We start from the raw sequence: 12,043 nt of genomic DNA, 5'->3' as shown, positions 1-12,043 counted from the left end.
GCGAAGTGAACGGCCGGGGGTGCTACGTGTCACCACGCCTGCGGATCTTGTTGCCCAGCCACACCAGCGGGTCGTACTTGCGGTCCACCGCCCGCTCCTTCAGCGGGATCAGCGCGTTGTCGGTGATCTTGATGCCCTCCGGGCAGACCTCCGTGCAGCACTTGGTGATGTTGCAGTAGCCGAGCCCGTGCTCCTCCTGGGCCGTGCGCTTGCGGTCCAGGCCCGCCTCGGCCGCAGCGTCCAGCGGGTGCATGTCCAGCTCCGCCACCCGCATCAGGAAGCGGGGGCCGGCGAAGGCGGTCTTGTTCTCCTCGTGGTCGCGCACCACGTGGCAGGTGTCCTGACACAGGAAGCACTCGATGCACTTGCGGAACTCCTGCGAGCGGTCCACGTCCACCTGCTGCATCCGGTACGCGCCGGGCGCCACCCCCGGCGGGGGCACGAAGGCCGGGACCTCGCGCGCCTTCTCGTAGTTGAAGGACACGTTCGTCACCAGGTCGCGGACCACCGGGAAGGCGCGCAGCGGCGTGACCGTGATCGTCTCGGACCGCTCGAAGGTGGACATGCGCGTCATGCACAGCAGCCGCGGCCGGCCGTTGATCTCCGCGCTGCACGAACCGCACTTGCCCGCCTTGCAGTTCCACCGCACCGCGAGGTCCGAGGCCTGGGTGGCCTGGAGCCGGTGGACGATGTCCAGGACGACCTCGCCGTCGTGCACCTCGACGGTGAAGTCCCGCAGTTCCCCGCCTTCCGCGTCACCGCGCCAGATCCGGAAGCTCGCGTCGTACGTACTCATTCGTACAGCTCCTCTTCGGCGAGGTATTTGACCAGCTCTTCCTTCTCGAAGAGCGCGAGCAGGTCGGGGCGGACGGGTTCGGTACGGGTGCGTTCGAGCGCGATGCGGTCGGCGGCCGGATCCTGGGGCGCGGGCTCCACCGGGCGGCACAGCAGGTTCACCGGGCGCCAGGCCCGCTCCATCGCCGGGCAGTCCTCCCGGGTGTGCCCGCCGCGGCTCTCCGTGCGCTCCAGGGCCGCGCGGGCCACGCACTCGCTGACCAGCAGCATGTTGCGCAGGTCCAGGGCGAGGTGCCAGCCGGGGTTGAACTGCCGGTGCCCTTCGACCCCGGCCCGGGCCGCCCGTACGCGCAGACCCGCCAGCTTCTCCAGGGCCTCGGCCATCTCGCCCTCGCGGCGGATGATCCCGACCAGGTCGTTCATGGTCGTCTGGAGCTCCTGGTGGAGCGTGTACGGGTTCTCCGCGCCGTCGGCGGCGTGGAAGGGGGCCAGCGCCTCCGCCGCGGCCGCGTCTATCTCCGCCTGGGAGACCGCGGGCGGCGCCCCGGCGAGGCCGTCGGCGTACTCGGCGGCGTGCAGCCCGGCCCGCCGGCCGAACACCAGCAGGTCGGACAGGGAGTTCCCGCCGAGCCGGTTCGAGCCGTGCATGCCGCCCGCGACCTCGCCGGCCGCGAACAGGCCCGGCACCCCGATGGTGGCGGCGGTGTCGGAGTCCACCGCGATCCCGCCCATCACGTAGTGGCAGGTCGGGCCGACCTCCATCGGCTCGGCGGTGATGTCCACGTCCGCCAGTTCCTTGAACTGGTGGTACATCGAGGGCAGCCGCCGTTTGATCCTCTCGGCCGGCATCCGGGTGGACACGTCGAGGAACACCCCGCCGTGCGGGGAGCCGCGGCCCGCCTTGACCTCGGAGTTGATGGCCCGGGCGACCTCGTCGCGGGGGAGCAGTTCGGGCGGGCGCCGGTTGTGGTCCGGGTCCTCGTACCAGCGGTCGCCCTCGTCCTCGGACTCCGCGTACTTCTCCTTGAAGACGTCCGGGACGTAGTCGAACATGAACCGCTTGCCCTCGCTGTTGCGCAGTACCCCGCCGTCGCCGCGCACCGACTCGGTGACGAGGATGCCCTTGACCGAGGGCGGCCAGACCATGCCGGTCGGGTGGAACTGCACGAACTCCATGTTCAGCAGGGGCGCCCCGGCGAGCAGGGCCAGCGCGTGGCCGTCGCCCGTGTACTCCCAGGAGTTGGACGTGGTCTTGAAGGACTTGCCGATCCCGCCCGTGGCCAGGACCACCGCGGGGGCCTCCAGGACGAAGAACCGGCCGGACTCGCGCTCGTAGCAGAAGGTCCCCGAGACCCTTTCCCGGTCCTTCAGGACCCTCGTGACGGTGCACTCCTGGAAGACCTTGAGCCGGGCCTCGTAGTCCCCGGTCTCCTTGAAGTCCTCCTGCTGGAGCTGGACGATCTTCTGCTGGAGGGTGCGGATCAGCTCCAGGCCGGTCCGGTCGCCCACGTGCGCGAGGCGCGGGTACTCGTGGCCGCCGAAGTTGCGCTGGGAGATCCGCCCGTCGGGCGTGCGGTCGAAGAGCGCGCCCCAGGTCTCCAGCTCCCAGACCCGGTCCGGGGCCTCCTTCGCGTGGAGTTCCGCCATCCGCCACTGGTTCAGGAACTTGCCCCCGCGCATGGTGTCGCGGAAGTGCACCTGCCAGTTGTCGCCCCCGTTGACGTTGCCCATGGAGGCGGCGATCCCGCCCTCCGCCATCACCGTATGGGCCTTGCCGAACAGGGACTTGCAGATCACGGCCGTGCGCTTGCCCCGTTCGCGCGCCTCGATCGCGGCCCGCAACCCGGCGCCGCCCGCGCCGACCACGACCACGTCCCACTGCTGCCGGTCGACTTGAGCCATGTCAGAAGAACCTCGGATCGTTGAAGGCGCCGCTCGCCAGCAGGTACACGTAGAAGTCGCACAGGGCCACGCTGATCAGGGAGGCCCACGCCAGCTGCATGTGACGGGTGTTGAGCCTGCTGATCCAGCCCCACATCCGGTAGCGCACCGGGTGCTTGGAGAAGTGCCGCAGGCGGCCGCCCATGATGTGCCGGCAGGAGTGGCAGGACAGGGTGTAGGCCCAGATCAGCGCGATGTTCACGAGGAACAGCAGCGTTCCGAGGCCCATGTGGCCCCACTCGTAGTGGTCGTCGCGGAACGTGAGCACCGTGTCGTACGTGAGGATGCCCGCGACCGGCAGCGCCGCGTAGAAGAAGTACCGGTGCATGTTCTGGAGGATCAGCGGGAAGCGCGTCTCGCCGGTGTACTTCGCGTGCGGCTCGGCGACGGCGCAGGCGGGCGGCGAGGCCCAGAAGCCGCGGTAGTACGCCTTGCGGTAGTAGTAGCAGGTCAGCCGGAAGCCGAGCGGGAAGACCAGGATCAGCAGGGCGGGGGACAGGCCCCACCAACTGCCGAACAGGTCCAGGTTCGGGCCGCCGCGCATCTCCCGGCAGTTCTCCGCGAGACACGGGGAGTAGAACGGGGAGACGTACGGGGCGGCGTAGTAGTCGGCGTTCGCGAAGGCCCGCCAGGTCGAGTAGACGATGAAGGCGAGCAGCCCGGCCGCGGTGACGGCGGGGGCCAGCCACCACCGGTCGGTGCGCAGGTGCCGGTCGGCGATCGCGGCCCGGGAGGCGTCGTGGACACCGGTCAGCTGCCGGGGTGGTTCCGTGCCTGTGGCCAAAGGGGACTCCGGGTGGAGTGATGAGGGGTGACCCACGAGGCCCGGCCGCGGACGGCCGGGCCGGGTGGGGCGCTGGGGTGTGCGGGGGTGCTGGGGTGCAAGGGCCGCCTGGGCCGCGTGGGCCGCGGGTCCGGGCAGGTGCCCGTGCCCGCGACCGGGCGCGCGGGTCGGCGGATGCGGGCGCCGGTCAGGGCGCCCGGCGGCCTCGGGCGCCGAGACCCTCGTCGTCGGCGTCCTTCCACAGCGAGCTGTCGTACGGGGTGTCCGGGACCGGGACCATCCCCTCCTGCCGAGGGGCACGCGGGGTGGCCGGAGCCTTCCGGGCTGCGTCCTCGACGTCTCGCTCCAGCCGTTCCACCGAGCGGACCAGCTCGTTCAGATTGCGTCGTACGGCGGTCAAATCGTCTTGCAGGGACATGACTTGCCCTCACTTCCGCTGGTTGCGGTGGCAACGCTCATGTGCGCCTGCGAGTGTCGCGCCTCCTGTCCCCGGTTGTGAAGGGACGTGCATCGATTGCGGGCGCGCAGGCGCGATCCGTGCGCCCCTCACCGCTCCCGGTCCGATCCCTCTTCCGAGCGAACTCCCGCCCGCGGCGCAAGCCGGATTGGTCCGCACGGGTGGGGTTCGCGGCGTGGCGAGGGTCGGCTGCGAGAGGTGCGGCGGGCGGTGGATTTCAGTGTGTTGCGGCACCCAGTGTGATCAGCTCCATATACCGCCAAACGTGATCAAGCTGCCCCTTTCACGCCCCGTCCCGGAGGTACCACCCATGTCCCAGAGAAGGCGCAGGTCCTTGGCGCTCCTGACCTCGGGAGTCCTCGCACTGCCGCTGCTCGCGGGCTGCGGTTCTGGTGACGACGAGGGCGGCCCGGTGGCCGCCGGACAGGACATCGCGGCGACGGCCCGCGACAAGGTCGCCGACGGCGGCGTGCTGCGCTGGGCCGTGGACTCCCTGCCGGACACCCTGAACACCTTCCAGGCCGACGCGGACGCCACCACCACGCGCATCGCCGGGGCGGTGCTGCCGCAGCTGTTCGTCCTCGACGGCAAGGGCCGGCCGGTCGCCAACCCGGACTACCTGGAGAAGGCCGAGGTCGTCGAGCGCGAGCCCAAGCAGGTCGTCCTGTACAAGCTGAACCAGCAGGCGGTGTGGAGCGACGGCCGCGAGATCGGCGCCGCCGACTTCGTGGCCCAGTGGCGGGCCCTGAACGGCAAGGACTCGGCGTACTGGACGGCCCGCAACGCCGGGTACGACCGGATCGAGAAGATCGAGCGGGGCAAGACCGACCTGGAGGTCAAGGTCACCTTCACCAAGCCGTACACCGACTGGCGCTCCCTGTTCTCCCCGCTCTACCCCAAGCAGGTCACCGGCACCCCGGACGCCTTCAACGAGGGTGCCCGCGGCACCCTCAAGGTCACCGCGGGGCCCTTCAACCTCGGGGCCGTCGACAAGAAGACCGGAACCGTCGCCCTGACCCGCAGCGCCCGCTGGTGGGGCCGTCCGGCCAAGCTGGACTCGCTGGTCCTGACGGCCGTGCCGCGGGCCCAGCGCCCGGCCGCGCTGGCCGCCGGCACGGTGGACCTGGCGGAGATCGACCGTGCGGGCGCCGACCGCATCGCGCTGGCCCACCGGGACGCGGAGCGCTCCCCGGGGACGGGCGGGGCCGGGGCCCCGGCGCACGGGCCGGGCGCGGCGATGACCCCGGCGCAGGCCACGCTGTCGTGGGCGACCGCGTACGGATCCGACGAGGGCAAGGCGGCGACGGAGCGCGAGAGCCGGGCGCAGAACGCCGACGCGGCCAAGAAGTACGCGGACGAGCAGTCGGCCCTGCGCACCTTCACCGTCCGCAAGTCCCTGGAGCCCGCCTACACGCAGCTCGCCATGAACGGGGCCTCCGGCCCGCTGGCCGACGAGCGGGTCCGGCGGGCGGTGGCCCGGGCCCTGGACCGCAAGGAATTGGCCGAGATCGTACTGAAGCCGCTGGGCCTGCCGGCGAAGCCGGTCGGCAGTCACGTGGCCCTGGCCGGGCAGCGGGCGTACGCCGACGGCAGCGACGCCCTCGGCGGCAAGGACCTCCACGCGGCCCAGGCCCTGCTCGCGGACGCGGGCTGGCGCCGGGGCGGCAAGCTCACCGAGCCGGTGGGCGCGAAGGCCGGCTCCGAGGCGGAGGAGGGCCGGGACGACTCGAAGACCCCCTCGGGCCCGGGCACCGGCAACGACGGCCTGTACATCGTGGGCGAGACCGACGGGCGCAACGGGGACGGCCTGGACCGGGGGCTCCCGGTGGTGGAGTCCGCGATCAAGACGGGTGGGGAAACGTCTCCCCAGGGCGTGCGGGGCGAGCGGCTCGACCCCTCGGGCCAGGAGGGCGAGGACGGCGCGGCCGCCGACCCGGACGCCGTGGACGACGCGAAGCGCGGGCCCGCCCGCGACGGCGCGGCCCCCGACCCCGGCAAGGCCAGCGCCTCCCCGGCGCAGGCCCCGGCCAAGCAGGTCCGTACCTCCGGGAACATGCTCGCCAAGGACGGCAAGGCCCTCAACCTGCGCTTCGTCCTCCCGGCCGGCCCCGGCTCGGAGGCCCTGCGCACGGTCGGCGAGCGGATCGCGCAGATGCTCAAGAAGGTCGGCGTGAACACCGAGGTGACCAAGGTCGCCGACGAGAGCTTCTTCAAGGACCACGTCGCCTCGGGCCAGTACGACCTGGCGCTCTACTCCTGGCCCGCGACGGCCTACCCGGCCACCGACGCCCGCCCGATCTTCGCGAAGCCGGAGCCCGCCGCCGACGGCTCGCTCCTCGTCGAACAGAACTACACCCGCGTCGGCACCGACCACATCGACCAGCTCTTCGACCAGGCGCTCGGCGAGCTGGACGAGGACGCCTCGCGCGAGCTGATGCGCAAGGCGGACGCCCGGATCTGGGCCGCCGCCGGCTCCATCCCGCTCTACCAGCGCCCCGAGCTGGTGGCCGCCAAGACGAACCTGGCCAACGCCGGCGCCTTCGGCCTCGGCACCCCCCGCTTCCAGGACATCGGCTGGAAGAAGCCGCCGACCGCCAAGGAAAATCCGAAGAAGAAGAAGTGACAAAACGGGGCCGGACAGGTTGAGGTTCGGCCCCCAAGCTCAGATGTGACTCAAGTCGCTTGCCCGCCGGACTTCCGGCGGGCAATGTCGTTGCGTACCCATTGACCACGCCCGTTGACCCGCAGCGATACCCGCAGTACCCACGGCCGGAACCCCCCACCCCGCACCCGGCCCTGCTCAGCCTTCCGGCCTCTTGACAGACCCCCCGGCGGGCGGTTCCCGCCACGCGACGTACGATGGGGTAAGGCCGTGGCAGGTTTTCCGCCCGGTCGAGGCGCGCGTGCCGGACCGTACGCGCCGCCATCCACGATCCCGGGAGAAGCGCCGAAGTGCCCACGCGCCACGACATCCGTAACGTCGCCATCGTCGCCCACGTCGACCATGGCAAGACGACCATCGTCGATGCCATGCTCAAGCAGGCCGGTGCCTTCGCCGCCCACCAGCACCTCGACGACCGCATGATGGACTCGAACGACCTGGAGCGTGAGAAGGGCATCACGATCCTCGCCAAGAACACGGCGGTGAAGTATCACCCCAAGGACGGCGGGGCCCCGATCACGATCAACATCATCGACACCCCCGGCCACGCCGACTTCGGTGGCGAGGTCGAGCGCGGTCTGTCGATGGTGGACGCCGTCGTCCTTCTGGTGGACGCCTCCGAGGGTCCGCTGCCCCAGACCCGCTTCGTCCTGCGCAAGGCCCTGCAGGCGAACATGCCGGTCATCCTCTGCATCAACAAGACGGACCGCCCGGACTCCCGGATCGACGAGGTCGTCAACGACACGTACGACCTCTTCCTGGACCTGGACGCCACCGAGGACCAGATCGAGTTCCCGATCGTCTACGCCTGCGGCCGTGACGGCATCGCCTCGCTGACCAAGCCCGAGGACGGCACCGTCCCCGCGGACAGCGACAGCCTGGAGCCGTTCTTCTCCACCATCCTGGAGCACGTCCCGGCCCCGACGTACGACGACGAGGCGCCCCTCCAGGCCCACGTCACCAACCTGGACGCCGACAACTTCCTCGGCCGCATCGCGCTGCTCCGCGTCGAGCAGGGCGAGCTGCGCAAGGGCCAGACCGTCACCTGGATCAAGCGTGACGGCACCCAGTCGAACGTCCGCATCACCGAGCTGATGATGACCGAGGCGCTCACCCGCAAGCCGGCCGAGGTGGCGGGCCCGGGTGACATCTGCGCGGTCGCCGGCATCCCGGACATCATGATCGGCGAGACCCTGGCCGACCCGGAGAACCCGATCGCGCTTCCGCTGATCTCGGTGGACGAGCCGGCCATCTCCATGACCATCGGCACGAACACCTCCCCGATGGTCGGCCGCGGCGGCAGCGGCAAGGGCGCGGACGCCAAGTCCGCGGTCAAGGACCGCAAGGTCACCGCCCGCCAGGTCAAGGACCGCCTCGACCGCGAGCTGATCGGCAACGTCTCGCTGCGCGTCCTGGACACCGAGCGCCCGGACGCCTGGGAGGTCCAGGGCCGTGGTGAGCTCGCGCTCGCCATCCTGGTCGAGCAGATGCGCCGCGAGGGCTTCGAGCTGACCATCGGCAAGCCGCAGGTCGTCACGCAGGAGATCGACGGCAAGACCCACGAGCCGGTCGAGCGCATGACGGTCGACGTCCCCGAGGAGCACATGGGCGCGGTCACGCAGCTCATGGGCGTCCGCAAGGGCCGTATGGACAACATGTCGAACCACGGCTCCGGCTGGGTCCGCATGGAGTTCGTCGTCCCGTCGCGCGGTCTCATCGGCTTCCGTACGGAGTTCCTGACGAACACCCGCGGTACGGGCATCGCCCACTCGATCCACGAGGGCCACGAGCCGTGGTTCGGCCAGCTGGTGACCCGTAACAACGGTTCCCTGGTCGCCGACCGCTCCGGTTCGGTCACGCCGTTCGCGATGATCAACCTGCAGGAGCGCGGCGTCCTGTTCACCGAGCCCGGTACCGAGGTGTACGAGGGCATGATCGTCGGCGAGAACTCGCGCTCCGACGACATGGACGTGAACATCACCAAGGAGAAGAAGCTCACGAACATGCGTGCGGCTTCGGCGGACAACACCGAGAACGTGGTGCCCCCGCGCAAGCTCTCCCTGGAGCAGTCCCTGGAGTTCTGCCGCGACGACGAGTGCGTCGAGGTGACCCCGGAGGCCGTCCGCATCCGCAAGGTCGTCCTGGACCAGAAGGAGCGCTCGCGCACCGCGTCGCGCGCCAAGTCCGCGAAGTAGCGGCCCCGTTCCGGACGCGTTCCGGGCTGGCCGAAAGCTGCGCATGATCGACAGCCCGTCCCCTCACGGCCTCCGTGGGGGGACGGGCTGCGGGCTTTTGTCAAGCGGATTGTGACGTCCATGTGTCCGCATACCGGCCATGACTGTTCGAAAGAAGAACCAACCGTCCGTTTCGCACGTGTCTGTCTCCTATCCGTTTGTCCGTATTTCGGGTTTTCGCCATGCGGTGATGTTGTGAAAACGAGACCACTTAAGTGTGGTTTACAGCCTGGGTGTCCCTGAGGATGGCTCCATTGAGCTCGGGTCAATGGGTCACACGCTGTGGGGAGCGTCGACTCACGAGCACACACGACGGGACCGGATTTCGCTGTCAGGGGTGTCAGCGGGGGACGGCCCATCACTATCGACAGTGACTCCTGAGGAGGCAATTACCCATGCGCGGAGCAACGAGCGCCAAGTGGGTCGTGGGTGCCGTCATCGTGGCAATGGCTGCCACGGCGTGCGGCGGTGGCGACGACAGCAAGGACAGTGCGGGCAAGGGCGGCGGAACGTTCCGTCTCGGTATCACCGAGCCCACCGCGATCGACCCGTACAACGCCCAGGAGTCCGAGGGCGCTCTCGTCGCGCACAACCTCTTCACCGGCCTGTACAGCGCCACTCCGGACGGCAAGCTGAAGCCGGAGCTCGCCGAGTCGGTCCAGACCAGCGACGACGGCAAGACCTGGACCTTCAAGCTGAAGTCGGGCACGAAGTTCTCCAACGGCGAGGTCGTCGACGCCGAGGCCTTCATCCGCGGCTGGACCCGTGTGGTCGCCAAGGAGTCCGCCTCCGACGTCGCGTACCCGTTCGACGGCATCAACGGCTACAAGGAGCTCAACGGTGGCACCGCCACCACCTTCGCCGGTCTGAGCGCCCCGGACGCCAACACCCTCAAGGTCGAGCTCTCCGCAGCCGACTTCGAGTTCGACAAGAAGACCGTCCACCAGGCGTTCAGCCCGGTTCCGAAGGTCGCCGGCGCCGCCAGCAACAAGGCGTACAACGACGCGCCGATCGGCAACGGCCCCTTCAAGATGGAGGGTTCGTGGCAGCACAACAAGTCGATCACGCTCGTCCGTAACGACGACTACGGCTTCGAGAAGGCCAAGCTCGACAAGGTCGAGATCTCGATCCTGAACGCGGCCAACGGCGCCACCCTGGAGTACCAGGGCTTCCAGTCGGGTCAGTTCGACTGGGCGCGCATGCCCACGCCGCAGCAGTCGGTGGCGAAGGCCAAGTACGAGCCGAAGAAGCAGTGGATCGAGGCGGACACCAGCGGTATCAACTACCTGGTCGCCTTCAACGAGACCGCGCCGCTGAACAACCCCGACGCGCGCAAGGCGGTCTCGTACGCGATCGACCGCGACGCCATCGCCAAGGGTGTCTTCCAGGGTCTGCAGAAGCCCGCGACCTCCATCCTCCCGCCCTCCTTCGCGGACACGTACCAGGACGGTGTCTGCACCACCTGTGTCAAGCAGGACAAGGACAAGGCCAAGGAGTACGCGGCCAAGGGCGGCCTGAAGCCGGGCACCGTGGTCGACTTCGGCTACAACACCGGTGGTGGCCACGAAGAGTGGGTCCAGGCCGTTGCGCAGCAGCTGAAGGACGTCCTCGGCCTTGAGGTCAAGCTGAACGGCAAGCCGTTCAAGGAGGCCCTGGCCCAGCAGCAGGCGAAGGGCACCGCCGGTCTGTGGCGCTCGGCGTGGGGCGCGGACTACCCGACCCCGGACAACTTCCTGTTCCCGCTGCTCGACTCCGGTTCGATCAACCCGGACGAGTCGGGCAAGGCCCTCGGTGACAACCGCGGCCGCTACAACAACCCGAAGTTCGACGAGCTGATCACCCAGGCTCGTGGCACCAAGGACCCGGCGGCGCGCGCCAAGCTCTACCAGGAGGCCGAGAAGCTCGCGGTCGACACGGAGCAGGCCGTCATCCCGCTGTGGAAGCGCACCCAGTACCGCCTCGCGGCCACGGACAAGTTCACCAACGTGAAGATGGACTTCTTCGAGGACCCGAACCTCGCTGAGATCGCAGCCAAGTAGCAGCCTCCTCAACATCAGGTAGGCGAAGGCCGTGGGGGTCCGAGTTACTTCTTCGGTCCCCACGGCCTTCGCTCAGTCCCGGGCGCACCCCTCTTCGTTGTCGATCCGCGCCCGGATGCGGCCAATCTCCCGATCGGATGATGCCGCCAACCCCCACGCTCAGTATGTGAAGGAGGCATCGTGGGAAGATATGTGATCCGGCGGCTCGGACAGATGGTTGTCGTTCTCTTCGGTGCGACGGTTATTCTCTTCTGCTGTCTTTTCGTGCTCCCCGGCGACCCCGTGGGTTCGCTCGGCGGTGACAAGGCCCGTGACCCGGCTGTCGTGGAACAGCTGCGGGAGCGCTACGGCCTCAACGACCCGCTGCCCGTCCAGTACGGGAACTTCGTCAAGAACCTCGCGCAGGGCGACCTCGGTGAGGACTACACCCAGCGCCGGCCGGTGACGGAGGTCCTCGGACCGAAGCTCGTCAACACCGCGCAGCTCGCTCTGGCCGCCATCGTCCTGGACATCGCGATCGGCCTGCTGGCCGGCCTGATCGCCGCACTGTTCAGATACTCGTTCTGGGACGTGCTGATCACGCTCCTGACCACCATGGCAGTCGGCTTCCCGTCCTTCGTGATCGGCATGGTGCTCCAGAAGGTCTTCGTGATCCAGCTCGAATGGGTCCCGCTGATCTCCGACGGCACGATGAAGTCGCTGATCCTGCCCGCCTTCACCCTGGCGATCCTGGACGCCGCCCTCGTGGCGCGGCTCATGCGCGGCACGATGCTCGAAGTGCTGCGCGCCGACTACGTCAAGACGGCCGTCGCCAAGGGTCTGCCGCGGCGGACCGTGCTCGTCAAGCACGTCATGCGCAACTCGATCATCCCGGTCGTCACGTACCTGGGTATCTCCTTCGGCTCGCTGCTCGGTGGTGCCCTGATCACCGAGGCGATCTTCAACTGGGACGGCATCGGGCTCGCCCTGGTGCAGGCGGTGCAGCAGCAGAACAACCCGATCATCATCGGCGTCGTGAGCTTCGGTGTCGGCGTGTTCGTTCTGCTCAACCTCATCGTCGACCTCTTGTACGCGGTCCTCGACCCGCGCATCCGCCTCGCCTGATCCCAGGCAGCCCGTTCTAGGAGTTAC

At 69.1% G+C, this 12,043-nt stretch carries 8 protein-coding genes; 4 read left to right on the top strand and 4 right to left on the bottom strand.

The genetic code is table 11. From position 1 onward, the window contains the following. Nucleotides 1-22: 22 nt before the first annotated feature. From AB0M92_RS01120 to AB0M92_RS01105, 4 genes are all read right to left on the bottom strand, one after another. On the bottom strand, nucleotides 23-796 hold the full coding sequence (locus AB0M92_RS01120; protein ID WP_366099990.1) for a succinate dehydrogenase/fumarate reductase iron-sulfur subunit: 774 nt from the start codon (nucleotides 794-796) through the stop codon (nucleotides 23-25). Further along, nucleotides 793-2,697: a fumarate reductase/succinate dehydrogenase flavoprotein subunit gene (locus tag AB0M92_RS01115; RefSeq protein ID WP_366099988.1), complete on the bottom strand. Its 1,905-nt coding sequence runs from the start codon at nucleotides 2,695-2,697 to the stop codon at nucleotides 793-795. Before AB0M92_RS01115 ends, AB0M92_RS01120 begins: the two co-directional genes overlap by 4 nt. A 1-nt stretch (nucleotide 2,698) precedes the next feature. Continuing rightward, entirely contained in the window at nucleotides 2,699-3,520 is an 822-nt protein-coding gene (locus AB0M92_RS01110; protein WP_366099987.1) for a hypothetical protein, read from the bottom strand. A 187-nt stretch (nucleotides 3,521-3,707) separates the two neighbouring features. Further along, a complete protein-coding gene (locus AB0M92_RS01105; RefSeq protein WP_366099986.1) occupies nucleotides 3,708-3,938 on the bottom strand; it encodes a hypothetical protein in 231 nt (76 codons plus the stop codon). A gap of 349 nt (nucleotides 3,939-4,287) precedes the next feature. Here AB0M92_RS01105 and AB0M92_RS01100 point away from each other — a divergent pair, with 349 nt between their 5' ends. The 4 genes from AB0M92_RS01100 to AB0M92_RS01085 all read left to right on the top strand — a co-directional run bounded on the left by AB0M92_RS01100 (nucleotide 4,288) and on the right by AB0M92_RS01085 (nucleotide 12,016). Beyond that, nucleotides 4,288-6,600, top strand: a complete 2,313-nt coding sequence (locus AB0M92_RS01100; RefSeq protein ID WP_366099985.1) for an ABC transporter family substrate-binding protein — start codon at nucleotides 4,288-4,290, stop codon at nucleotides 6,598-6,600. A 329-nt stretch (nucleotides 6,601-6,929) separates the two neighbouring features. Continuing rightward, entirely contained in the window at nucleotides 6,930-8,834 is a 1,905-nt protein-coding gene (typA, locus tag AB0M92_RS01095) for a translational GTPase TypA (RefSeq protein WP_366099984.1), read from the top strand. A gap of 434 nt (nucleotides 8,835-9,268) precedes the next feature. Next, nucleotides 9,269-10,912: a peptide ABC transporter substrate-binding protein gene (locus tag AB0M92_RS01090; protein WP_366099983.1), complete on the top strand. Its 1,644-nt coding sequence runs from the start codon at nucleotides 9,269-9,271 to the stop codon at nucleotides 10,910-10,912. A 180-nt stretch (nucleotides 10,913-11,092) separates the two neighbouring features. Next, nucleotides 11,093-12,016 (top strand): ABC transporter permease, encoded by a 924-nt coding sequence (locus AB0M92_RS01085; RefSeq protein ID WP_359168794.1) that lies wholly within the window; start codon nucleotides 11,093-11,095, stop codon nucleotides 12,014-12,016. Nucleotides 12,017-12,043: the final 27 nt, after the last annotated feature.

Source organism: Streptomyces sp. NPDC051582 (genome assembly GCF_040681715.1).
GTDB lineage: Bacteria > Actinomycetota > Actinomycetes > Streptomycetales > Streptomycetaceae > Streptomyces.
The sequence above is the reverse complement of the archived record's forward strand: the minus strand, read 5'-3'. Positions and strand labels throughout refer to the sequence as shown.